Below are 23656 nucleotides of genomic sequence, written 5' to 3'. Positions count from 1 at the left end.
GGTACGTGAAGGAAACGGCCAAGAGCCGGGCCACTTTCGTTGTGGTCGCGGCCATAGTGCGCACGGTGCTGAACGCAATGATGAACAAGAAGTGGGAAGGCCTCGAGAACCTCCCCGCCGGCGGGTTCATTGCCGCGCCCAACCATTGCACGGAAATCGATCCGCTGATCGTGGGGCACATTCTCTACAACCAGAACCGCGCCCCGCACTTCCTGGCGAAGGCCGGGCTGTTCAAGGTTCCGGTCCTGGGCGCGGTCCTGCGGGCCACCCGGCAGATCCCGGTGGAACGCTCGACGGCGGGAGCGAACCGCTCGCTGCAGCTCGCCCAGGAGATTGTGGCGGACGGCGGGGCCATCATTATCTACCCCGAAGGTACACTCACCCGCGATCCTGCGCTGTGGCCGATGAAGGGCCACACCGGCGCTGCCCGCCTTGCCTTGGAAGGCGGCATTCCCGTGGTGCCGATCGCGCACTGGGGCGCCCATGAGGTGTTCCCGCGTTATGCGAAGCGGTTCCACCTTTTCCCGCGCAGGACGTCCCGGGTGATGGTGGGCAAGCCCGTTGACCTCAGCCAGTTCATGGGCCGGCCGCTGGACAAAGCAACGCTGACCGCGGCTACCGAGAAGATCATGGATGCCGTGACCGGTTTGCTGGCCGACATCCGCGGGGAGGAGCCTCCCGCCGAACGCTGGGACCCTTCCAAGCACAATCAAGCCACGCACGGTCGCTTCGTTGAGCGTGGCAATCCTGACGACGCTGCGGATGCCACCTGATGGCTGACGGAAGCCGTCAGGGCTCCGCCCGGTCTGTCGCCGTCCTGGGCGCCGGTTCCTGGGGTACAACGTTCGCCAAGATCCTCGCCGATGCGGCTCGGGCAGCCGGGGAACAGCGGAGCATCCGGATCTGGGGCCGGCGCAGCGAAGTAGTGGAGCAGATCAACAGCACGCACCGAAACGTCCAGTACCTGAAGGACACAGAGCTGCCGCCCAGCATCACAGCGTCCACAGACGTCAGCGAGGTGCTGGCGGGCGCGGACCTGGTGGTCCTGGCCGTTCCTGCCCAGTCACTGCGACTCCAGCTCCGTGAATGGAAGCCGCTGATCGCCGCTGACGCCATGGTGGTGTCCCTGATGAAGGGCCTGGAGCTCGGCACGGACTCCCGGATGAGTGAGGTGATCAGCGACGAACTGGGGATTCCCAAGGACCGCATTGCCGTGGTTTCCGGTCCCAACCTGGCCATGGAGATCGCCCGGGAGGAACCGACTGCTTCTGTGGTGGCCTGTTCCGATGCGGCGGCCGCGGGCTGGATCGCGAGGAGCTGCACCGCACCGTACTTCCGTCCGTACACCACGGCGGATGTCGTCGGCGTGGAAATTGGCGGCATCGTCAAGAACGTCATAGCGCTGGCCGTGGGCATCTGTGAAGGTAAACAGATGGGGGACAACACTAAGGCCTCCGTGATCACCCGAGGCTTGGCCGAAACATCCAGGCTCGCCCTTGCCCTCGGTGGCGAGGCACGGACCATGGCCGGGCTGGCGGGCCTGGGGGATCTGGTGGCGACGTGTTCCTCGCCTCTGTCGCGAAACCATACGGCCGGCCGGTTGCTGGGCCAGGGACTCACTCTTGACGAGCTGGCACTGAAGATGACCCAAACAGCCGAAGGCATCAAATCCGGCCAGGCCGTGCACGAGCTAGCGGGGAAACTGGGCGTCGACATGCCCATCACCGCCGCCGTCGTAGCCGTCCTGGCCGGCAAACTGTCCGTTGACCAACTGGGGCCGCTGCTGCTGGCCCGGGACCTGAAACCCGAAGGCGATTACTGACGATGTCCGATGAAAACCTGACCGCAGCGGACTCCGCCCCCCGGGCCAAACCCCGCGTCGCGGTCCTCTTTGGTGGCCGGTCCAGTGAACATGCCGTGAGCTGCGTGACCGCCGCCGGCGTCCTGGGCGCCATCAACAAAGACAAGTACGATGTCATCCCCATCGGCATCGCCAAATCCGGGCAGTGGGTGCTGGTTGCGGGGGATACCGCCCAGTGGTCGCTGTCCGCGTCGTCTCTGCCGGAGGTCGTGCCGTCGTCGGAAACGGTGACACTGGCTGAGGTCGGCGGCGAGCACCAGCTGATCGTCACCTCACCGAACCAGGTCCCGCTGGAACTCGGCACGGTGGACGTTGTGTTTCCGCTGCTTCACGGTCCCTTTGGCGAGGACGGCACCATCCAAGGACTCTTGGAACTGTCCGACACCCGCTACGTCGGCGCCGGCGTGCTTGCGTCGGCTGTGGGCATGGACAAGCACTACATGAAAGTTGTGTTCGAGGCCGCCGGGCTGCACGTGGGGCCCTACATTGCCGTCACGGACCGTCAGTGGGTCAAGGACGCGGAGGCCGTCCGCAAACAGGTGGACCAGCTCGGCTTTCCCGTGTTCGTCAAGCCGGCGCGGGCGGGTTCGTCCATGGGGATCTCCAAAGTGGACTCGCTCGAGGGACTCGACGCCGCCGTCGAGGAAGCCCGGCGCCACGACCTCAAACTGGTCATCGAGGCCGGCATCGTCGGGCGAGAGATTGAGTGCGCGGTCCTGGAAGGACGCGGGACCGATTCCCCCCGGACGTCCATGCCGGGCGAAATTTCCGTCGCCGCCGGAACGCACGAATTCTACGATTTCAACGCGAAGTATGTTGAGGACGACGCCGCCGCGCTGAGCTGCCCCGCCGACATTCCTGAGGAAGCCATCGTGCGGGTCCGGGAACTCGCGGCAGCTGCCTTCGACGCTGTGGGTGCGGAAGGCCTGAGCCGCGTGGACTTCTTCTACACGCCCGACGGCGAACTGATCATCAACGAGATCAACACTATGCCCGGGTTCACGCCCAAAAGCATGTACCCGCAGATGTGGGCAGCATCAGGCCTGAACTACGCGGACCTGATTGATGAGCTGATCCATCTGGCCTTGAACCGGAAGACAGGCCTGCGCTGACCGGTCCCCACCGGTCCCCTAACCTCGCTCCGCTTCGGCCAGGGAACCCTGCCGGCGTGGGCCCACCACCGGGACCCTACTGACTGGACGGCATGTTCTGCAGGTCTTCCTGACCCACGCAGTTCCGGCTGGCCGGGATCTTTCCGGCTGAGGCGGAAAGATCCGCCAGGACAGTTGCGGAGCTGATCTTCTCCGGATCCATCAGGATTTCCGTGGCGGGTTCGCGGCCGAAGGTAGTCAGCGTCCACACCGGATCGCCCTCCTTGATAACCCAGTCGATGCCGTTGACACTCACGCACCGGTCCGTCGTTGGGCCTGGAACGTTGACGCCGCAGCGCAGGATCACCTGAGACGGGTCCCCCAGGCGGCGGTGGCCTGGCTGTTGGTTTTCCGCAGGACAGCGTCGCCGATGGCGTCCGGAAGGGCCACCATCATCGGAGCGCAGGCCGGGTTCGCCGCGTCGCCTGCGGCGGTGACATCCACAGTCGGGGCACAGGCGGACAAAGCGGCTCCAGCGAGGGCCGCGGTCAGCAGGATTCCGGACACGCGGACAGGCAAGGGAAAACGGGGATTGCGCATCCATCCAGCCTAGCGTCGCCGCCACATGGAGCGGGACGCAGGAAGGACCGGACGCCCGTCGTGAGGACCTCCACAACAAGGGGCGGACCAGCAATGTCGGCGCCGCGCTGTAGCGTAGGGGCGTGCCTGAAATTCCGTTGACTGAAGAAACGCTGACTGTCGCCGCGCTGTCCGAAGCCGAACTACTGGCCCGGATCTTTCCGCGGCTGGAAATGGCCGGAACGTACAGTTCGGCAACCCTGCTTGGCCCGGGGGACGATGCCGCCATTATCGCCGTTCCGGATGGCAGGACAGTAATCAGCATCGATACCCAGGTGCAGGACCAGGACTTCCGGCTCCAATGGCCCAACGGGTACCGCACCACGGGCTTCGACGTCGGCTGGAAGGCGGCGGCGCAGAACCTCAGCGATATCAACGCCATGGGCGGCGTGGCCACGTCGCTGGTGGTGAGCCTCACGTTGCCGCCCGACACCCCTGTCAGCTGGGTGGCGGACCTGGCCGACGGCTTGACAGCGGGAATCAGGGAACTCGGGGCAACAGACTGTTCGGTGGCGGGGGGCGATTTGGGCCGCGGCAGGGAAATCTCCGTGACGGTCGCCGTGCTGGGCACATTGGCTGGCGGCAACGCGGTCCTGCGGTCGGGGGCCCGTGCGGGCGACGTTGTGGCCCTGGCCGGTACGGTGGGCAGGGCCGCGGCCGGGCTTGCGCTCCTGGAAGCAGAGGCTGCTGTGCAATCCCTGGTGCCCGCGCAATGGGCGCTCGTGGCAGTGCAGTGCAGGCCACGGCCGCCACTGTCCGCGGGGCCGCTGGCCAGGTCAGCCGGAGCCACTGCCATGCTGGATATATCGGACGGCCTGGTGCGCGACGGCGGCCGCCTCGCCGCCGCCAGCGGCGTCGTCCTTGACCTTGACCCCGCGGCATTGAAGCCTCTCGCGGAAGTCCTGCGTCCGGCGTCGGACCTTCTCAGAACTGACCCCATGGCCTGGGTGCTGGGCGGGGGAGAGGACCACGGGCTGCTGGCCACATTCCCGGCCGGCGTTCAGCTGCCTGCCGGATTCACTGCGATAGGCTCAGTACAAGCCTTGGGAAGCGCCACACTTCCGGGCGTCACAATTGCGGGCCACGCCGTTGGCACCGGGGGATGGGATCACTTTGCAGACTAAGGTTGCCGCCAACGCGCAAGCGATGAAGCGGTGGTTGGACAAGGCTGAAACCGCCATTGCCAACCACAGCGACCGCCTCAATGCCATCAACATCTTCCCCGTGGCGGACGGTGACACCGGCACCAACCTTTACCTGACCGTTCGGGCGGCCGCCCGTGCCCTGCACAGCGGCCCTGCGGTCCAGGGCGCGGCAGTCCCGGCTGACGCCGGCCAGACGGATGTCGGAGCGGTGCTGGCGCGTGCCGGAAGGGCCGCCATGGAGCAGGCCCGCGGCAATTCCGGAACCCTCTTCTCAGTCTTTCTCTGCGCCGCGGCTGAACCCCTGGCCGGTCACACCCGCCTGACGTCAACCCTCCTGGCCGCCGCGCTGAACCGTGCCCAGATCCGGGCCTGGTCCGCGTTGAGCGACCCCGTGCCAGGCACCATGCTTTCGGTAATGGAAGCCGCCGCACGGGCCGCCGCGGCAGTGGACGCCGGCCACAACGGCGACGACAGCAACCAGGCCCTGGGCAAAGCCCTCGACGCTGCCGTCAACGGGGCGCTCAGGGCAGTAGTCAGCACCGAGAGCCAGTTGGCGGCCCTTGAAGCCGCGCATGTGGTCGATGCCGGGGGCGTTGGCATGCTGCTCATCCTTGACTGCCTCCGCTCCGCCGTCCTGGGCGAAGAACTGCAGGGCGAACTCCTCGACGGGCTGCATGGCTTCGACGTCCAGGACCCCCACATCCACGCCGATATGCCGGCTGACGACGGCGTTGAGGTCATGTGCACCATCAGCCTTTCGCCGCTCAGCGCGGCCACGCTTCGCCAGCGGCTCGACGAGGTCGGCGAGTCCGTCATCATGAGCCAGGTGGACAGTATGGCCGATGCTGAGGGCAGCTACCGGTGGCGCGTCCATGTCCACGTCCCCGACGCCGCACCCGCGGTCGCCCTGATCCGTTCCCTCGGCGAGCCCAGCGACATTTCGGTCAGCGAACTGGCCCTGGCCCGCGAACCCGAACCAGCTCCGGTGAACTCCAGTGGGCATGAGCGCTGAACTGGGCCTGGGCCTGGAACGCCTGATCGGAAAGCGGTCAGCGTCGGCCATTGAGAAGCACCTGGGCATCGCCACAGTCGGCGGCCTCCTGAACTACTTCCCGCGCCGCTACCTGAACCGCGGCGAACTGACGCCCATCAGCGAGTTGCCGCTGGATGAAGAGGTCACGCTTTTTGCACGGGTGCTCTCCAACAGCACGCGCAAGATGTATACGCGGCGTGGTTCCATCACGGACGTTGTGATCACCGACGACGCCGCCTCCCACGGCCGTCCGCGCCTTTCCGCGGTGGGGCCCGGCAGCGGGCACGGAACTCTCAAGATCACCTTTTTTAGCGGACACCGGGCACAGGCGCAGCTCCTGCCGGGCCGGCGCGTGATGTTCTCCGGCAAGGTGACGCGCTACGGAGCGTCCCTGGGCTTGACCAACCCGGACTTCCACCTCCTCGACGAGGACCCGGACATGCCGGCCATGGACCCCGAAAAGCTCGCCGCGATGCCCATCCCGGTCTACCCGGCCACCGCAAAGCTCACCAGCTGGTCGATTCAGAAAGTCATCGCCACGCTCCTGGAAACCGTGGATCTGGATGCCCTGCCGGATCCGCTGCCGGAGGCGGTGGCCCGTAGGGAGAAATTCCTTCCCGTGGCCGAGGCCTACCGGCTCATCCATAGGCCGGAATCGCAGGCTGACTGGATGAAGGCCCAGGAGCGATTGCGCTACCAGGAGGCCCTGGTCCTGCAGGCGGCCTTGGCGCGGCGCCGTGCCCAGCTTGCGGCCGAGGAAGCCACGGCACGGCGCCCGGCCTCCGACGGGCTGCTGGCGGCGTTCGACAGGCAGCTGCCCTTTACGCTCACCGGCGGCCAGGCCGCCGTCGGAAAAACACTGGCCACGGAGCTGGCGCAGGACAGCCCCATGAACCGGCTGCTGCAGGGTGAGGTCGGCTCGGGCAAAACCATCGTCGCGCTGCGGGCCATGCTGCAGGTAGTGGATGCCGGCGGGCAGGCCGCCCTCCTGGCGCCCACCGAGGTCCTCGCCGCCCAGCACTTCGATTCCATCCGGCGGACCCTGGGTTCCCTGTCCCGCGATCCGATGCTGTCCGCGGACGGGCTGCTGGGCAGCCTGGCCGAGGGGGCGGTGCAGGTCACGTTCCTCACCGGCTCCATGCCCACCGGCGCCCGGAAACGGGCCATGCTGGACGCCGCATCCGGCACGGCCGGGATCGTGATCGGCACGCACGCGCTGCTCAGCGACAACGTCGCGTTCTACGACCTTGGCCTGATCGTGGTGGACGAGCAGCACCGGTTCGGTGTGGAGCAGCGGGACGTCCTCAGGTCAAAGGCCAACAAACCGCCGCACCTCCTCGTCATGACGGCCACGCCCATTCCACGTACCGTTGCCATGACGGTCTTCGGCGACCTCGAAACCTCCATCCTGGACGAACTGCCCGCCGGCCGGGCGCCGATTTCCACGCATGTGGTGGGCCTCGCCGAGAACCCCGGCTGGGCAGACCGCATCTGGTCCCGTTCCCGTGAGGAGATCGACGCGGGGCACCAGGTGTACGTGGTGTGCCCCAGGATCGGAACAGACGACGACGGCGACTTCAGCCCGGGGGAAGCGGAACCTTCCGCGGCTGACCTGGCGGGCGACGGCGGTGCGCGGGAGCTCGCGTCAGTGACCGCCGTCGTCGAACATCTCCAGCAGGTGCCGGCCCTGGCCGGTGTGCCCCTTGGGCCGATGCACGGCCGTTTGGACACCGCGGTGAAATCCGCCGCGATGGCCGACTTCACCGCCAACCGGACCAAGCTCCTGGTCTCCACCACAGTCATCGAAGTCGGCGTTGACGTCCATAACGCCACCTTGATGGTGATCCTCGACGCCGACCGCTTCGGCATTTCCCAGCTGCACCAGCTGCGCGGCAGGGTGGGCCGTGGCGGGCTTCCCGGAACGTGCCTGCTGGTCACCAACCTCGAACGCGGGCACCCGAGCCGGCGCCGGCTCGATGCCGTGGCGGCAACCACGGACGGCTTCGAACTGTCGCAGGAGGACTTGAAGCTGCGCCGCGAGGGCGACATCCTGGGCGCTTCGCAGTCCGGCGGCCGCTCCACCCTGAAACTGCTGCGCGTGCTGGAACACGAGGACATCATTGCGCAGGCGCGCCAGGACGCCCAGGAAATTGTGGGCTCGGATCCGGCCTTGGCGCGGCATCCGCGGTTGGCGGAGGCCATTGACGAGTACTTGAACCCCGAGAAGGAGGCGTTCCTTGAGCGCGGATAGGAGGCGGCCATGAGCCGCATCATCGCGGGCGCCGCAGGCGGGACCCCCCTGGTCAGCGTCCCCGGCTCCCTGACCAGGCCCACTACCGACCGCGTGAAGGAAGCACTGTTCTCCCGGCTCGACGCATTCGGGATCATTGCCGGCGCCCGGGTCCTGGACCTGTACGCAGGGTCCGGATCGTTGGGCGTGGAGAGCGGCAGCCGGGGCGCTGAGGCCGTCGACCTCGTGGAATTCGATGCCAAGGCCAGTTCCGTGTGCCAACGCAACGCGGACCTGATCAACGGCGTACTGGGCCGCAAGTCAGTGACGGTCCACCGGTCCAAGGTGGAGTCCTTCCTGGAGCGCACGGCGGAGACGGCCAGCTGGGACCTGGTGTTCCTGGACCCGCCCTATCCGCTGGATGACCCTGCCCTGTCGGCGGTGCTGGGCAAACTCGCCGATCATCTGGCTCCGGCGGCCGTGGTAGTGGTGGAGCGGTCCTCGCGTTCACCGGAGCCGTTCTGGCCCGCCGGCCTGGAACGGTTTGCCGAGAAGAAGTACGGCGAAACGCGGCTCTGGTTCGCCGAGCCATTTGTGCCGGACGCCATCACGCCGGACGTTGTTATTGAGGAGCAGCCGCCGAAGCAGGCTTAGGGCCTGGCCCGGGACGACTGGGACGCGGGGAGTCTGCGGCTCAGCCGGCCAGCTTATCCAGGTCCACGCCGGCCAGAACCTTCGCGGGGTGGGGGCCTCGTGCCGTCAGGTCGGCTGTCCAGGCTGCGGGCCACGGAGTCTGCGTTCCGGCGAGGATGATATTGCCGGGGTAGCGGCCCGCGAACATCCCGGTTTCGGCGAAGGCTGCCACGTCGGTCATGGCGCGGCGCATGGCGGTGGCCTGGCTTCGCACCAGGGTCAGTCCGGGTTCATCACCCACGTTGACGATCAGCACGCCTTCCGGTGCAAGGCGTGCACGGGCCTCCTGGTAGAACTCCTGGCAGGCGATATGGGCCGGGGCTTCCGGTCCGGAGAAGATGTCCAGGATCACGACGTCGAACTGAAGTTCCGGGTCCAGGTCCGCCAGGGCGTCGCGGGCATCGCCGATGACGGTGTGCAGGTCGGTACCGTCAGGCAGGGGGAGTTGCTGCAGGACAAAGTCGAGGAGCTCGCGTTCCAGCTCCACCGCATACTGTACGGATCCGGGCCTCGTCGCCTGGATGTAGCGCGCAAGGGTCAGGGCTCCGGCCCCAAGATGGAGTGCGGTGATTGGCCGGCCTTCGGGAGCGGCGAGATCCACCAGATGGCCGATCCGTCGCAGGTACTCGTAGAAGATTTCCTCAGGATGCGCCAGGTTAACGTGGGACTGCTCGGCCCCGCCGATGCTCAGGACGTAGCCGCCATCGGTGAAAGCATCGGGCTCAATGGAGGCGTGCTGTCCCGTGGTCCGCAGGAACCGCGTGGAACGTGTGCCGCCGGGATCCGCCATCAGAGCTTTCCGCTGAGGGTCGCCAGCCTGGCGGCGGCCTCCTCGAGGAGCTCCGCTTTCTTGCAGAACGCGAATCTGAGCAGGCTCCGTGTCCGTTCCGCGCCCTCCGGGTGGCAGAACACGGGGACGGGGATCGCGGCCACTCCCACCAGTCCGGGCAGCCTGCGGGCCAGGTCCACGGCGTCGCCAATGCCAAGGGGTGCGGTGTCCACATTGACGAAATAGGTGCCCTGCGGCGTGTAAACGTCGAATCCTGCGGCGCGAAGGCCTTCGCTGAGGATGTCCCGTTTCTTCTGGAGAGTGGCCGCAACGCCCTCGTAAAACTCATCCGGCAGTGCGAGGCCGGTCGCAATGGCGGCCTGGAACGGTGTACCGGAGCTGTAAGTCAGGAACTGCTTGACCGTCCGGACAGCCGCCACCAGATGGTCCGGGCCGGTCAGCCAACCGATCTTCCAGCCAGTAAAGGAGAAGGTCTTTCCGGCGGACGAGATGGTGATGGTCCGCTCAGCTGCACCCGGCAGGGTGGCGACAGGAATGTGCCTGGCGCCGAAGGTGAGGTGCTCGTACACCTCGTCGGTGATGATGAGGCAGTCATGCTTTGCGGCAAGCTCAACGACGCGCTGCAGAACATGGCGGGGGAAGACGGCACCGGTGGGATTGTGCGGGTTGTTCAACAGCACCACTCTTGTGCGGTCGGTGAAGGCCGCCTCCATGGCCGTCATGTCCGGGTAAAAGTCGGGAGCCAGCAGCGGGGCGGTGACGTGAGTGGCGCCGGACAGGCCGATGACGGCGCCGTACGAGTCATAAAACGGTTCGAACGTCAGCACCTCATCGCCAGGGCCGACGAACGCCAGCAACGCTGCGGCGATCCCCTCTGTGGCGCCGGTAGTGATGATGACCTCTGTGTGCGGGTCAGGAGCCAGCCCGTAGAACCGCTCCTGGTGGGCAGACACGGCCTCACGCAGTTCCAGGATGCCCTTGCCGGGCGCGTACTGGTTGGCCCCGGCTTCGATGGCGGCCATCGCTGCCGCCTTGATTTCCCGCGGTCCGTCCTCGTCAGGAAAGCCCTGCCCGAGGTTGATGGCGCCGGTCTGCGCCGCCAGCGTGGTCATCTCTTCGAAGATGGTGACGCCCAGTTGGCCGGCAGGTCCCAGCAGATTGGCGCCTGAGGCGGTGCGCTGCCACGGGGCAGGCACGGTGGGCATGGAAAGGTCCCGTGGTGGATGCATCCAGTCATGGTATCCCGGCCGTCCCATGCGGTAGGTTCGGTGCATGAGACGCGCTGTCTGCCCCGGATCCTTTGACCCCATTCACAACGGCCATCTCGAGGTCATCGCCCGTGCCGCCGGCCTCTTCGATGAGGTGATCGTGGCGGTTTCGACCAACTATGCGAAGAAGTACATGTTCAGCCTGGGGGACCGTCTGGATATGGCGCGCGAAACCCTGGCATCCCTCAAAGGCATTGTGGTGGAACCGGTGGGCGACGGTCTCCTGGCCGAGTACTGCCGCCAGCGCGGTGTCTCCGCGATCGTCAAAGGTCTCCGCTCATCCTCAGACTTCGACTACGAACTTCCGATGGCCACGATGAACCGCCAGCTCAGCGGCGTGGAAACGGTGTTCCTGCCGGCGGAGGCGCACTACCTGCATTTGTCATCCACCCTGATCAAAGAGGTGGCCGGTCTGGGTGGCAGCGTGTCCGACTATGTGCCCCGGTCGGTACATAAAAGGTTGCTCGCGGGCGGGTCTGCGCCCGATCAGCCGGCAAGAGGGTAGGCTAGTCCGGTACTTCGACGGCCGTCCGTCGCCTGGTTTGAGTCCCTGCGGTTCTTCAGGCTAAGATGGTACGTCGGTCATATGTTCAACAGGAGTTCTCATTAAACGAGATGCTAGTTCGCCCTTGGCGTTCGACGTCAAGGATCTCGGGCGCAGCCCGGGCAGCATGCGGACACTGAAGGAACATGTACCCGCACCAAGTGATCTTGGTGTGGCACTCATTGGCGTTCAGGAAGGCTCGGACATCGAGCTGGATCTGAGGCTTGAGGCCGTACACGAAGGAATCCTGGTATCAGGAACCGCAGTCGCCGAAGTAAAAGGCGAATGCGGCAGATGCCTGGATCCCCTTGCGTATGACCTTGAGGTCAATGTGCAAGAACTTTTCTTCTACGAGGGCGTTGTGCTTTCGGACGAAGAAGAAGAAGAAGAGCAATATCGAGTCGAGCGCGATGTTATCGATCTTGAGCCGGTGTTGCGGGACGCAGTTGTAACCATGCTGCCGTTCCAGCCGGTGTGCCGGGAAGACTGCCAGGGCCTTTGCTCCGAATGTGGAGTCCGCCTGGAAGACGAGCCGGGGCATCACCACGAGATCGTAGATCCTCGCTGGGCTGCCCTAGCCGACTTGGCTAAGCCTGACCGGCAAAACTGATTTGTACGTGTTTGTCTAGAGAGAAATGAGTTAGCCGTGGCTGTCCCGAAGCGGAAAATGTCTCGCTCGAATACCCGCGCCCGCCGCTCCCAGTGGAAGGCAACTGCCCCCACTTGGTGAAGACTGTCGAAAACGGCCAGGTTACCTACAGCCTGCCGCACCAGGCAAAGGTCGTTACCGACTCGGCTGGCACCGCGCTGTTCCTTGAGTACAAGGGCCGCAAGGTCGCAGACGTCTAATCGGCCGCTTTGGCTGACATGATGTCTTCAACTGAAGAGCTTCTGAAGCGTCTCGGTGTCTCCATTGACGCCGGGACGCTTCGTCTTGCTCTCACACACCGTTCCTACGCCTACGAAAACGGCGGCATCCCCACCAACGAGCGGCTCGAATTCCTGGGCGACTCCATCCTGGGCTTCTCCGTGACCGATGCCTTGTACCGGGACAACCCCACACTGCCCGAAGGCGACCTCGCCAAACGCCGCTCTGCGGTTGTCAGCACGCGCGCCCTCGCCGGCATCGGCCGCAGCCTGGGCATCGGGGACTATATCTACCTTGGGCAGGGCGAAAAGCTCACCGAGGGCAAGAACAAGGCCTCCATCCTGGCGGACACCATGGAGGCACTCATTGGTGCCACTTACGTGTCCAACGACATTGAGACTGCCCGCCAGCTGGTCATGCGCCTGATTGGGCCGCTCCTGAGGGATGCGGGCGCACTCGGCGCCGGCACGGACTGGAAGACCAGCATCCAGGAACTGGCAGCCAGCCGGCAGATGGGCACGATCTACTACGCCGTTGAGGGGGCCGGGCCGGACCACGCCCGTACTTTCACGGCTGTCCTGAATATCGGCGGCAAGCCCTACGGCAATGGGTCGGGCCATTCGAAGAAGGAAGCGGAGCAGGAAGCTGCCGCGGACGCCTGGCGGCAGCTCTCCCCAAGCGCGGCAGTCGCCGTGGCCTCAGCGGCGGAGGGCACATCACCAGAGTCCTCCCGCAGCGTCTAGGCTGAGCCGTGCCCGAACTGCCTGAAGTCGAAGTAGTCCGCCGCGGACTGGTGAGCTGGGTCCGCGGCCGGACCATCACATCGGTGGACGTGCTGGACTCGCGTTCCCTCCGCCGCCATGCCCTGGGCGCCGAGGATTTCAGAGGCAACCTCCAGGGTGCCACGGTTGTGGACGTGGTGCGCCGCGGAAAATTCCTCTGGATGCCGCTGAGGGAGACACCCGGCGCCACCGACACGCCCACCGTCGCACTGATGGCCCACCTCGGGATGAGCGGCCAGCTCCTGATGCAGGACGCGGACATGCCCGACGAGAAACACCTCAAGGTCAGGCTGCGCCTGAGTCCCGTGGCCGGTATGCCTGAACAGCTCCGGTTTGTGGATCAGCGGATTTTCGGCGGGCTGTTCGTCACCGGCATGGTTCCCACGGACGACGGCGGCCCGGGCGGCCAGGCGGAATCTCCCGTTGCGTTCATCGCCGAGGAAGCCTCCCACATCGCCCGGGATCCCCTGGACCCGGCGTTTTCCTTTGACCTTTTTTACAGCCGGCTGCGGAAGCGCAAGACGGGCCTTAAACGCGCGCTGTTGGACCAGGGTCTCGTATCAGGCATCGGCAACATCTATGCCGACGAGTCCCTGTGGCGGGCAAAACTGCATTACGCCAGGCCCACCGACACGCTGCGACGCGGCGACGCGGAACGGCTCATCACCAGCGCGCGCGAAGTCATGCTGGACGCACTTGCCGCCGGCGGGACCAGCTTTGATTCGTTGTACGTCAACGTCAACGGGGCCTCCGGTTACTTCGACCGCTCCCTGAACGCCTACGGGCGGGAAGGGAAACCCTGCAGCCGTTGTGCCGCCGTCGGGATTAACTCCATACTCCGCCGCGAGCTGTTCATGAACCGCTCGTCCTACACCTGCCCGGTCTGTCAGCCGCGCCCGCGCAACGGCCGCTGGTAGGCCGCTGCCGCCCTGCCGGCCATGATCGGGCGCTGCCCGGTGCAGGGACAGACACCCGGAAATCCGTGGAAACCCGCAGGGACGCAGTAGATTTGGGGCAGCAAAGCAGCCGCTTCAGCCATTCAGGAGACCAGAAACACCTTGCACCTCAAAAGCCTTACCGTCCGTGGGTTCAAGTCGTTTGCGTCGGCCACGACCTTCGATTTTGAGCCCGGAGTCACGGCAGTGGTGGGGCCGAACGGTTCCGGCAAGTCCAACGTGGTGGACGCCCTCTCCTGGGTGATGGGGGAGCAGGGAGCCAAAACGCTCCGCGGCGGCAAAATGGAGGACGTCATTTTTGCCGGGACTTCCGGGCGGCCGCCGCTGGGCCGGGCCCATGTGTCCCTGACCATCGACAACGCTGACGGAGCGCTGCCCATCGAATACAGCGAGGTCACCATCTCGCGGACCCTCTTTCGCACCGGGGGCTCTGAATACGCCATTAACGGCGCCAGCTGCCGTCTGCTCGACATCCAGGAACTGCTCTCGGATTCCGGGATGGGCCGGGAAATGCATGTCATCGTGGGCCAGGGGCAGCTGGACAAGGTCCTGCACGCCACTCCGGAGGACCGCCGCGGCTTCATCGAGGAAGCGGCCGGGATCCTCAAGCACCGCCGCCGCAAGGAAAAAACGGTCCGCAAGCTTGAGGCCATGCAGGCGAACCTGCAACGGCTGAGCGACCTGACGGGGGAGATCAGGCGCCAGCTCACACCACTCGGCAAGCAGGCTGATGTGGCGCGCCGCGCCCAGCGGGTCCAGTTCGATGTCCGGGACGCACGCGCACGGCTGTTGGCCGACGACCTCGTCCAGCAGCAGAGTTCACTCGAGCAGGACGTGGCTGACGAAACGGCGCTGAAGGCCCGCCGTGCCGTCGTGGAGCGGCAGCTGGAGGAGGGGCGCCGCCAGCAGGCAGCTGTGGAACAGCTCGCCGCCGAGGCCACGCCCAAGCTCAACGCCGCGCGGGATACCTGGTACCGGCTCTCCGCTTCCAGGGAACGGCTCCGTTCGCTGGGCTCACTGGCCCAGGAACGCGGCCGGCTGCTGGGCGCCGTTGATGCTGAACCGTACTCGGGCAGGGATCCTGAGCAGCTGGAACGGCAGGCCGTCCGGGTCCGGGACGAGCTGACGGAGCTGGAGCGCCACATCCTGGACCGGCGCAGCGCGCTGGACTCAGCGACGGCTGCGAAGACCGGGGCCGAACTCGAGGCGTCTGCCGAGGAAAAAAGGCTGACTGCCGTCCTGCGGGCCGCAGCGGACCGGCGCGAGGGCCTGGCGAAACTTGCCGGACAAGTTGGTGCGGCAAGATCGCGGGTTGAATCAGCGCAGGCCGAACTGGGCAGGCTGCGGGAATCACTCGCCGCCGGACAGGAACGCCGCCGCCGGGCCCAGTCGGAGTTCACCGCCCTGGAAACCCAGGTGGCGGGGGTCGAAGAGGGGGAGGAAAGCCTCGACGCCGACTACGAGGACGCCAGCGCAGGGCTCGACGCCGTCGTCCAGGAGATTGCCGATCTGACCTCCGCAGGGGGAGAAGCTGTCCGCCAACGTGACGCCCTCGTGGCCCGACGGGACGCACTGCAGCTCGGCCTTAACCGAAAAGACGGCGCGGCGCACGCCCTCAACTCCGGGCTGGCTGGCGTTGTGGGCACGCTTGCCTCGGGCCTCACCATTCAGCCGGGTTATGAAACGGCGATTGCCGCGGCACTGGGCGATGCCTCCGAAGCGATAGTGGTCCGGGACCCAGCCGTGGCCGCCGTCGTGGTGCAACTCCTGAAGGACGACGATGCGGGGCGTGCCTCCCTGCTGCTGGAGTCTGCTTTGCCCCTGCCGGACGCAAACTCCGGCCCGGGCGGACCCTTGCCGGCAGGCGCACGCTGGGCTGTGGACCTGGCATTCGGCGGGGGCGTGACCGCACCCGCCGTGGCCGCGCTCCTGACCAGGGTGGCAATCGTTGAAGACCTGGACGGTGCGGGGCTTCTGGTTGCCGAACGCCCGGACCTGACAGCCGTGACACGGGCCGGGGACGTGTTTACCGCCCTCACAGTGACTGGAGGCTCGGCGAAGGCGCCGTCCTTACTTGAGGTGCAGGCCGCCGTGGACGACGCTGAGGCCCGGCTGGCCGTTGTCACCGCGGATCTGGAACGGAACAGGTTCGCCCTGGCCGGCGCCGAGGTCCGGCGCGCCGAGGCCCAGACGAGGGCAGAGGCTGCCCTGGACCGCCTGCACGATTCCGACGCCCGGCTCGCGGCCGTGGCCGAAAAGCTCGGCCACCTGAACTCCATTCTTCGCAGCGCCGTCGGCGAAAGCGACAGGCTGGCCACCTCCCTGGCCAGGGCCGAGGCCAATGTTGTGACCGAGGAACAGGCGCTCGCCGCCGTTGCGGCGCGGCTGGCTGCGGCGCAGGAGGCGCCGGCCGAAGAGGAACCCTCCACCGAACACCGTGATGCGCTCGCATTGGCCGCATCCCTGGCCAGGTCCGCGGAGATGGACGCGAGGCTGTCGCTGCGCAGCACGGAAGAGCAGCTGACCGCCACCCGCAACCGGGCCCTCTCGCTGGAACGGGCCGCGGCCACCGAACGACGGGCGCGTGAAGAGGCTGCAGAACGGGCGCGGCGCCGTCGGATCCAGGCCAGACGGGCGGCCGCCGTTTCCGCTGCGGTGGAGCTGGCAATCCGGTTCATCGACGTTTCTGTCGAGCTGGCCCGGCGTGAACGCGACCTCGCCGAAGAGAACCGGGAAGAGCGGGACGGTGCCCTGCTGGCGACCCGGACAACCAACGATGCGCTGGCCCGCGAACTGGCAGAGCTGACCGACTCGGTTCACCGGGACGAACTGGCCCGCGCCCAGCAGCGGGCACGGATTGAAGCCCTGGAAACACGTTCCATCGAGGAACTCGGGATCACCCCCGACGTGCTGGTGGCGGACTTCGGCCCGCATGTTCCCGTGCCCGTCCCCGCGGAGGAAAGCGGGGACAAATGGGCGGCACTGCGGACACCCGTGGACGACGACGGCACACCGGTCCCCGAAGGCAAGCCCTTTGTCCGCGAGGAGCAGGAGAAGCGCCTCCGGAAAGCCGAGAGGGACCTGTCAGCCCTGGGCAAGGTCAACCCGCTGGCGCTGGAGGAGTTTGCGGCTCTGGAGGAACGCCACCAGTTCCTCAGCACCCAGTTGGAGGACCTGAAATCCAGCCGTAAGGACCTGCTGGACATCATCAAGGAAGTGGATGACCGGGTCCAGCGCGTCTTCACCGAGGCCTTTGAGGACACCCGGGACCAGTTCGTCCACGTCTTTGAACGCCTCTTTCCCGGCGGCGAAGGCCGGCTGGTCCTCACCGACCCTTCGGACATGCTCACCACCGGAATCGAAGTCGAAGCGCGACCTGCCGGCAAGAAAATCAAGCGCCTCTCACTGTTGTCAGGAGGCGAACGGTCCCTCACCGCCGTCGCCCTTTTGGTTGCTATCTTCAAGGCCCGCCCCTCGCCGTTCTATGTGATGGACGAGGTCGAAGCGGCCCTTGATGACACCAACCTCGGCCGGCTCATCACCATCTTCGAAGAGCTCCGGGAGTCCAGCCAGCTGATCGTGATCACCCACCAGAAACGGACCATGGAAGTGGCTGATGCGCTGTACGGCGTCACCATGCGCGGGGACGGCGTGTCCACCGTCATCAGCCAGCGGCTGGGCGCCGACGTCTAGAGTCCGCGCAGGTGGCAGACCCGGACGCCTGCCACGTTTGTGAGAAGCTAGGGGAGTGAATGACATCCTCCCCATTATTCTGTCCATTGTTGCTGCCCTGGCGGTTATTGGCGGGCTGATCCCGGTCCTGTTGAAGACGCGGAAGAACATCACCCAGTACCCCGGGACGCGCGACGCCAATGATCCCGCCACCCCGCAAGGCGGGGGGACACTGCTCGAGGACGCGCCGGTGGTTCCGGCCGAGCGCAACGCTCCCGCCGGCGTCGGCCTCGAAGACCTCGAAGACCTCGAAGTCACCGATGTACCTGATGACGTGGCGGGCCTGGAAACCATCCAGGTTGAGACGCCCCTTCCCGTCGCCGGCCGCCTGGCCCGCCTGCGGGAGCGCCTGGTCCGGTCGAACAACATCCTCGGCAAGAGCCTGCTCGCGTTGCTGTCCAGCGACAAGATCGATGAACACGTTTGGGATGAAGTGGAGGAGACCCTCCTGCTGGCCGACCTCGGCACTGAACCCACCATGCAGCTGGTCGACGCCCTGCGGGAGCGCGTGAAAGTGCTCGGCACCAGGACCCCTGAGCAGGTCAAGGCACTGCTCCGCGAGGAACTGATCAAGCTCGTGGATCCCACCATGGACCGCGCCCTGCGCACCGACCGGCACGCGGACAAGCCGGCCGTCGTGCTGGTGGTAGGCGTCAATGGCGTGGGCAAGACCACCACCGTGGGCAAGCTCGCCCGCGTGCTCGTTGCCGAGGACAAGGACGTCCTGCTGGGCGCGGCGGACACGTTCCGCGCGGCAGCCGCGGAGCAGTTGGCCACGTGGGGCCAGCGTGTGGGTGTTCCCACCGTGAAGTCCGACGTCGACGGCGCGGACCCGGCGTCCGTCGCCTATGAGGCGGTCAAGGCCGGCATTGAGCAGGAAGTCGACGTTGTCATGATTGACACGGCGGGCCGCCTGCAGAACAAGACCGGCCTCATGGACGAACTCGGCAAGGTCAAGCGAGTCATCGAGAAGCTGGCCGAGGTGGATGAGGTTCTGCTGGTGCTGGACGCCACCACCGGCCAGAACGGCCTGAACCAGGCCCGCGTTTTCTCCGAGGTAGTGAACATCACCGGCATCGTCCTGACCAAGCTGGACGGGACCGCCAAGGGTGGCATCGTGGTGGCCATCCAGAAATCACTCGGCGTGCCGGTCAAGCTGATCGGTCTTGGCGAAGGCGCCGATGACCTGGCTCCGTTCGAAGTTGAGGGCTTTGTCGACGCCCTGCTGAACTAGGGACCGGGTCTACACCGGGTCGACACCAACGAGGGGTGAGTTCCCGCCGCTAAGCCGCTAAGCACAGGCTTTAGCAGCGGGACCTCACCCCTCGATGCGTTTCAGCGGCTCGCGGGTCACGGACCAGCAGGCCGCCGCGAGCACCAGCACACCGCCGGTGACGCCGAATGCCCAGCCGTAGCCCAGCCGGTCCGCCAGGACGCCCACCAGGACCGGTCCGGCAATGGCCCCGACGTCCGAGGTCATCTGGTAGGCCGCCAGGACCCGCCCGCCGGACCGCTCATTGCCAATGACATCCGCGACGGCGGCCTGCTGGGCAGGTCCCAGCAGGCCGGACCCCACCCCGGCCACAACCGATGCGGCGAGGAACCAGCCCAGGTGGGACGTGAAGCCGATGGCGGCCGTGGCGAGCCCGGCGACCAGGAGCCCCACGACCATCAAGGGCCGCCTGCCCAGGCTGTCCGCCAGCCGGCCGGAGAACGTCAGTGCGGCGGCATTGCCCGCGGCGAAAACGGCCAGCGCAAGGCCGGCGGCCTCGGGACCGGCACCCAGCGCAGCAACGGCAAACAGCGGGACGGTGGCCATCCGCACACCGAATGTGGCCCAGCCGTTGGCGAAGCTGGACAGCAGCGCCGAGCGGTACACACCAGTTCCCCAGGCCTCGGCGAAGCGCATGTCCGGGGCGCGGCCCACTGTGGACCGGTCCGCGGACGGCGCATGGCTGAGCTGGGTCTGCACCACCGCGGCAGCAAGGACCAGCGCGGCGGCGTAGCAAAGGAACGGCACCCGCAAGCCGAATCCGGCGAGCAGCCCGCCCACCACGGGGCCCAGGACGCTGCCGATCAGGAACGCGGACGCGTAAGCCCCGGATACCCTTCCCCGGCTTTCCGGCGGCGCCAGCCGCACCACAAGGGCCATGGAAGCCACCGTGAACATCACCGAGCCCACGCCGCCGAGCCCCCGGAAGACCAGGAGCTGCCAATAGTCCTGGGCAAAGGCGCACGCCGCCGTTGATACCGCCACAATCAGCAGCCCCGCCACATAGACCGGCCGCTCACCCCATCGGCCGATCAAGGCCCCGCCGGCCGGCGCGAACACCAGCCGCATAAAGGCGAAGATGCTCACGATCACGGCGGCGGCCGTTGCCCCGACGTCGAAAGTGGTGGCGAACTGGGGCAAGACCGGTGCCACAAGGCCAAAACCGAGTGCAATCAGGAACGCCGCAGCGAGCATCACCTTGATGTCGCGCGGAAGCGTGGGCCGCTGCGGGCGGATAACGGACAAGATCCGTGTTGTGGCGCGGCTCACGCGTGATGTTGCCGTCATGGGGCGGGGATCCTTGCAAGGTAGGCAGCCGGTGGCCGGCGGCAGTGGTGAAACATAACCGTAACAAGCCAGATATGCACCATTTACTTTCGGGAGGTTGTTGTAACAATCCGGCAATGTAAATCCTCCGCGGGCGAAACACGACAGCGACACACTCGATACAGGACGCAAAAGGCGTTAGTAAGGCGGAGCATTCCGCAGCATCGATCATAGGGAGGACGTGCACCATGGAACTTACCGCAGGTCACGTATGGCTCATGGTGGCAGCAGCACTCGTGCTGTTCATGACACCAGGTCTGGCATTTTTCTACGGCGGCATGACGCGCGCCAAAGCTGCACTGAACATGATGATGATGAGCTTCATCTCCATCGGCATGGTCGGCGTGGTCTGGGTGCTCTGGGGCGCTTCGATGAGCTCCGGCGAGGGCTACATGCAGATTGTCGGGAACCCGTTCGCCACCTTCGGCCTTGAAGGCATCACCAGCCCGGACGGGCTCATCAAGGTCGGCTACGCCGCCACCTTCGCCATCATCACGGTGGCACTCATCAGCGGCGCGATCGCTGACCGCGCCAAGTTCGGCGCCTGGGCCCTCTTCGTCCCCGTCTGGGTCACGCTCGTCTACTGCCCCCTGGCCTACATGGTCTGGGGCGGCGGCCTCTTCGGCCCTGAAGGCGCCATTGGCCAGGCACTCGGCCCGGCCATCGACTTCGCCGGCGGCACCGTGGTCCACATCAACGCCGGTGTGGCAGCCCTCGTCCTGGTCCTGATCATCGGCAACCGCCGCGGCTTCGGCAAGGACCCCAACCACCGCCCGCACAACATCCCGTTCGTGATGCTCGGTGCAGCCATCCTGTGGTTCGGCTGGTTCGGCTTCAACGGCGGCGCGGCCACCACTGCTGAGCAGGGCGGCCTGATCTGGGTCAACACCCTCGCAGCCCCGGCCGCGGCGATGCTCGGCTGGCTCGTCACCGAACGCATCCGCGACGGCCACCCCACCTCCCTTGGTGCTGCCTCCGGCGTGGTTGCCGGCCTGGTTGCCATCACCCCGGCCTGTGCCAACGTCAGCCCGGTGGGCGCACTCGGTCTCGGCGTCATCGCCGGTGTCGCCTCGGCCCTGGCCGTCGGCCTCAAGTTCCGCTGGGGCTTCGATGACTCCCTGGATGTTGTGGGCGTTCACCTGGTCTCCGGCATCATTGGAACGGTTGCACTGGGCTTCATCGCCCTCCCCACCGACGGTGTGGGCGGCGGCCTCTTCTACGGCGGCGGCGCGACCCAGCTTTGGGCCCAGCTCGCAGCAGCAGGCATCGCCATCGCTTACTCGGCAATCCTCACCGCAATCATCGCCTTCGCCATCCACAAGACCATGGGCTTCCGCGTCTCGCAGGAGCAGGAAGTCGTTGGTGTTGACCTCAGCCTGCACGCCGAGACGGCGTACGAGTTCGGAGTGGGCGGCCACGGCGGGAGCTTCCAGCCGCTCCACGAACTGATCAAGGGCAAGGGAACGGCCACTGACGGCGGAGCAACCGGCGCCAAGAAGACCGAACCGGCAGCGGGCAAGGAAAGCGTGGAAGCATGAAACTGATCACAGCTATCGTCCGCCCGGAGAAGCTCGAAGCCATCCGGGAAGGCCTGGAGTCCTACGGCGTCCAGGGGCTGACGGTCAGTGCGGCCAGCGGCTACGGCCGCCAGCGAGGCTACACAGAGGTTTACCGCGGAGCTGAATACAACGTGGACCTTCTGCCCAAGATCCGGGTTGAAGTCCTCGCCACGGACGAGCAGGCAGATGACATCCTGGACGTCATCATCGCCAGCTCCAACACGGGCCGCGCGGGCGATGGCAAGGTCTGGACCGTGGACGTCTTCGAAGCAGTCCGGGTCCGCACGGGAGAACGCGGCGTCGCCGCCATCTAGCAGTTCCGGAAGCTGATTGATCGGCAAAGCAGACTGTTCCACACGAAAGAGCGGGCAGGGAACCTCAAAAGGCTCCCTGCCCGCTCCGTTTGTTCTGGCCTACTCAGCCGCCGCTTAGCCAGCGAGCACTTAGCCAGCCGCCGCGGAAGTTGGCCATCCGGCGGGACCGGCCGAACCGGCGTCGTACTTTTCCAGCGGCACCGTGCCCCGCTGCCAGGCCTTCAGCACCGGCTCCAGAATCCGCCAGCAGTCCTCCGCGGTGTCGCCGCGCACCGAGAGCAGCGGATCGCCGGTCAGGACGCCCTCCAGCACTTCGCCATAGGGCAGCAGCTCAGAAGCGCTGAGCTCCGCATTCAGCGTTGTACGGCTCAGGCTGAAGATGCTGCCGGGGCCGTTGACGTCGACGTCGAACGCCAGGGTATCCGGCCCGAACCCGATCCGCAGCTGGTTGGGGGAGTCCACGCCGGTGAATCCTGCCGGCAGATGCGGGACAGGGCGGAACGTGACCACGGCTTCCTTGCGTTTCACCCCGAGGGCCTTGCCCGACCGAAGGATGAACGGCACCCCCTTCCAGCGCCAGTTGTCGATCTCCACCCGGACTTCCGCCAGGGTCTCTGTCCCGCGGGCTGCGTCCACCCCTTCCTCCTGCGCATAGTCCGGGACGTCCCGGCCGGCAATCGAACCCGCCGTATAGATGGCCCGGCGGGTGGAGTTCGCGTACGGCGCGCTGATGCTGCTGGCGCGCAGCACGGTGGCGATGGCGTCCCGGAGGTCCCGCTCCCCGATGGTGGCCGGAGGCTCAATGGCCATCAGGGCCATGATCTGCAGCAGGTGGCTCTGGATCATGTCGCGCAGGGCACCGGCGTTGTCGTAATACCGCGCCCTTCCCTCCAGTGCCAGGTCCTCGTCGAAGATGATCTCGACCTTCTCCACATGCTCGCGGTTCCAGACGGGTTCCAGGAAATTGTTTGCAAAGCGCAGGCCCAGGATGTTGAGCACCGTCGCCTTGCCCAGGAAGTGGTCCACCCGGTGAATGTGGTCCTCCGGCACCAGCTCGGCGAGTGTGTGATTGAGGGAACGGGCCGAGGCAACACTTGCGCCGAACGGCTTCTCCATCACCAGCCGTGTTCCGGCCGGAACCTGGTCGCGGTGCAGGGACTCGCAGGCCAGCTGGCTGACATGGGGAGGCAACGCAAAATAGATCGCGGTGGGGCCTTCCAGCCCTGCCAACAATGCCGCCAGGGCTCCGTCCGCCGTAACATCCAGCTGGTGGTAAGGGGTAGCTTCCGCCAAGGCGGTGAGTGCCTTCTTGCCAGCCGCGTCGGCGGCCGCCACGGCGGGGGCGAAGGCTTCGTGGACCCGGGTCCGCCACTGTTCCGGCGTCCAGGCATCGGAGCCGGCGCCCACCAGGGTTAGGCCATCGGCGCGGCCGCTCGCCACCAGCCGGGCCAGTCCCGGGAGCAGGAGGCGTCCCGTCAGATCGCCTGAGGCACCCAGAATGAGCAGGGTTTTTACACTTGTTGGGCTGGTCACCCTGCCAGCATGCCATCCG

19 protein-coding genes and 2 pseudogenes are annotated in these 23656 nt (G+C 66.3%); 16 read left to right on the top strand and 5 right to left on the bottom strand.

The genetic code is table 11. The annotated features are described in order from the left end of the window. Positions 1-5: 5 nt before the first annotated feature. The 3 genes from NIBR502772_RS15745 to NIBR502772_RS15735 are packed head-to-tail and all read left to right on the top strand — an operon-like array spanning position 6 to position 2973. Positions 6-773, top strand: a complete 768-nt coding sequence (locus tag NIBR502772_RS15745; protein ID WP_141140899.1) for a 1-acyl-sn-glycerol-3-phosphate acyltransferase — start codon at positions 6-8, stop codon at positions 771-773. Next, on the top strand, positions 773-1822 hold the full coding sequence (locus NIBR502772_RS15740) for an NAD(P)H-dependent glycerol-3-phosphate dehydrogenase (protein ID WP_141140898.1): 1050 nt from the start codon (positions 773-775) through the stop codon (positions 1820-1822). The genes NIBR502772_RS15745 and NIBR502772_RS15740 overlap by 1 nt, the downstream gene beginning before the upstream one ends. Before the next feature lie 2 nt (positions 1823-1824). After that, positions 1825-2973 (top strand): D-alanine--D-alanine ligase family protein, encoded by a 1149-nt coding sequence (locus NIBR502772_RS15735; RefSeq protein ID WP_141140897.1) that lies wholly within the window; start codon positions 1825-1827, stop codon positions 2971-2973. Positions 2974-3049: 76 nt separating this feature from the next. Here the strand turns inward: NIBR502772_RS15735 and NIBR502772_RS15730 are convergent. After that, positions 3050-3552: pseudogene (locus NIBR502772_RS15730) on the bottom strand (DUF3515 family protein). Positions 3553-3764: 212 nt separating this feature from the next. Between NIBR502772_RS15730 and thiL the strand changes: the two are divergent. From thiL to rsmD, 4 genes are read left to right on the top strand one after another with little or no spacing between them, the layout of a single operon-like run. Beyond that, complete coding sequence (gene thiL, locus NIBR502772_RS15725; protein ID WP_246848814.1) at positions 3765-4715, top strand: thiamine-phosphate kinase; 951 nt, start codon at positions 3765-3767, stop codon at positions 4713-4715. A 22-nt stretch (positions 4716-4737) separates the two neighbouring features. After that, a complete protein-coding gene (locus NIBR502772_RS15720) occupies positions 4738-5748 on the top strand; it encodes a DAK2 domain-containing protein (RefSeq protein ID WP_141140896.1) in 1011 nt (336 codons plus the stop codon). Further along, complete coding sequence (locus NIBR502772_RS15715) at positions 5738-8020, top strand: ATP-dependent DNA helicase RecG (RefSeq protein WP_141140895.1); 2283 nt, start codon at positions 5738-5740, stop codon at positions 8018-8020. The genes NIBR502772_RS15720 and NIBR502772_RS15715 overlap by 11 nt, the downstream gene beginning before the upstream one ends. Before the next feature lie 9 nt (positions 8021-8029). Continuing rightward, on the top strand, positions 8030-8653 hold the full coding sequence (rsmD, locus tag NIBR502772_RS15710) for a 16S rRNA (guanine(966)-N(2))-methyltransferase RsmD (protein WP_141140894.1): 624 nt from the start codon (positions 8030-8032) through the stop codon (positions 8651-8653). A gap of 40 nt (positions 8654-8693) precedes the next feature. On the opposite strand, the gene NIBR502772_RS15705 is transcribed toward rsmD, so the two are convergent. Together NIBR502772_RS15705 and NIBR502772_RS15700 are read right to left on the bottom strand one after the other, a co-directional pair. Further along, positions 8694-9482 (bottom strand): spermidine synthase, encoded by a 789-nt coding sequence (locus tag NIBR502772_RS15705; RefSeq protein ID WP_141140893.1) that lies wholly within the window; start codon positions 9480-9482, stop codon positions 8694-8696. After that, positions 9482-10711, bottom strand: coding sequence for an aminotransferase class I/II-fold pyridoxal phosphate-dependent enzyme (locus NIBR502772_RS15700; protein WP_246848550.1), 1230 nt, complete (start codon positions 10709-10711; stop codon positions 9482-9484). Before NIBR502772_RS15700 ends, NIBR502772_RS15705 begins: the two co-directional genes overlap by 1 nt. Before the next feature lie 43 nt (positions 10712-10754). On the opposite strand from NIBR502772_RS15700, the gene coaD reads away from it, so the two are divergent. From coaD to ftsY, 7 genes and pseudogenes are all read left to right on the top strand, one after another. Beyond that, positions 10755-11255: a pantetheine-phosphate adenylyltransferase gene (gene coaD, locus NIBR502772_RS15695; protein WP_141140891.1), complete on the top strand. Its 501-nt coding sequence runs from the start codon at positions 10755-10757 to the stop codon at positions 11253-11255. 124 nt (positions 11256-11379) lie between these two features. Beyond that, positions 11380-11904 carry a DUF177 domain-containing protein gene (locus NIBR502772_RS15690; RefSeq protein WP_141140890.1) on the top strand — a complete coding sequence of 175 codons (525 nt, stop codon included), beginning with the start codon at positions 11380-11382 and terminating at the stop codon, positions 11902-11904. Positions 11905-11940: 36 nt separating this feature from the next. Next, positions 11941-12143: pseudogene (rpmF, locus tag NIBR502772_RS15685) on the top strand (50S ribosomal protein L32). Between the two features lie 21 nt (positions 12144-12164). Then, positions 12165-12905: a ribonuclease III gene (gene rnc / locus NIBR502772_RS15680; protein ID WP_141140889.1), complete on the top strand. Its 741-nt coding sequence runs from the start codon at positions 12165-12167 to the stop codon at positions 12903-12905. Positions 12906-12913: 8 nt separating this feature from the next. After that, positions 12914-13861, top strand: a complete 948-nt coding sequence (gene mutM, locus NIBR502772_RS15675) for a bifunctional DNA-formamidopyrimidine glycosylase/DNA-(apurinic or apyrimidinic site) lyase (protein WP_141140888.1) — start codon at positions 12914-12916, stop codon at positions 13859-13861. A 141-nt stretch (positions 13862-14002) separates the two neighbouring features. Continuing rightward, the gene (smc, locus tag NIBR502772_RS15670; RefSeq protein WP_141140887.1) at positions 14003-17593 is read left to right on the top strand and encodes a chromosome segregation protein SMC; all 3591 of its coding nucleotides are present in this window, start codon (positions 14003-14005) and stop codon (positions 17591-17593) included. A 55-nt stretch (positions 17594-17648) separates the two neighbouring features. Further along, positions 17649-18866: a signal recognition particle-docking protein FtsY gene (gene ftsY, locus NIBR502772_RS15665; RefSeq protein WP_141140886.1), complete on the top strand. Its 1218-nt coding sequence runs from the start codon at positions 17649-17651 to the stop codon at positions 18864-18866. Between the two features lie 84 nt (positions 18867-18950). On the opposite strand, the gene NIBR502772_RS15660 is transcribed toward ftsY, so the two are convergent. Continuing rightward, positions 18951-20192: an MFS transporter gene (locus tag NIBR502772_RS15660; RefSeq protein ID WP_141140885.1), complete on the bottom strand. Its 1242-nt coding sequence runs from the start codon at positions 20190-20192 to the stop codon at positions 18951-18953. Positions 20193-20419: 227 nt separating this feature from the next. On the opposite strand from NIBR502772_RS15660, the gene NIBR502772_RS15655 reads away from it, so the two are divergent. After that, positions 20420-21769 carry an ammonium transporter gene (locus tag NIBR502772_RS15655; RefSeq protein ID WP_141140884.1) on the top strand — a complete coding sequence of 450 codons (1350 nt, stop codon included), beginning with the start codon at positions 20420-20422 and terminating at the stop codon, positions 21767-21769. Then, the gene (locus tag NIBR502772_RS15650; RefSeq protein ID WP_056349123.1) at positions 21766-22104 is read left to right on the top strand and encodes a P-II family nitrogen regulator; all 339 of its coding nucleotides are present in this window, start codon (positions 21766-21768) and stop codon (positions 22102-22104) included. The genes NIBR502772_RS15655 and NIBR502772_RS15650 overlap by 4 nt, the downstream gene beginning before the upstream one ends. Before the next feature lie 129 nt (positions 22105-22233). Here NIBR502772_RS15650 and NIBR502772_RS15645 read toward each other — a convergent pair whose 3' ends face one another. Then, positions 22234-23637, bottom strand: coding sequence for a glucose-6-phosphate dehydrogenase (locus tag NIBR502772_RS15645; RefSeq protein ID WP_141140883.1), 1404 nt, complete (start codon positions 23635-23637; stop codon positions 22234-22236). Positions 23638-23656 lie beyond the last annotated feature (19 nt).

Source organism: Pseudarthrobacter sp. NIBRBAC000502772 (genome assembly GCF_006517235.1).
Classification (GTDB): Bacteria; Actinomycetota; Actinomycetes; order Actinomycetales; family Micrococcaceae; genus Arthrobacter.
This window is presented reverse-complemented; position numbering and strand designations above follow the sequence as displayed.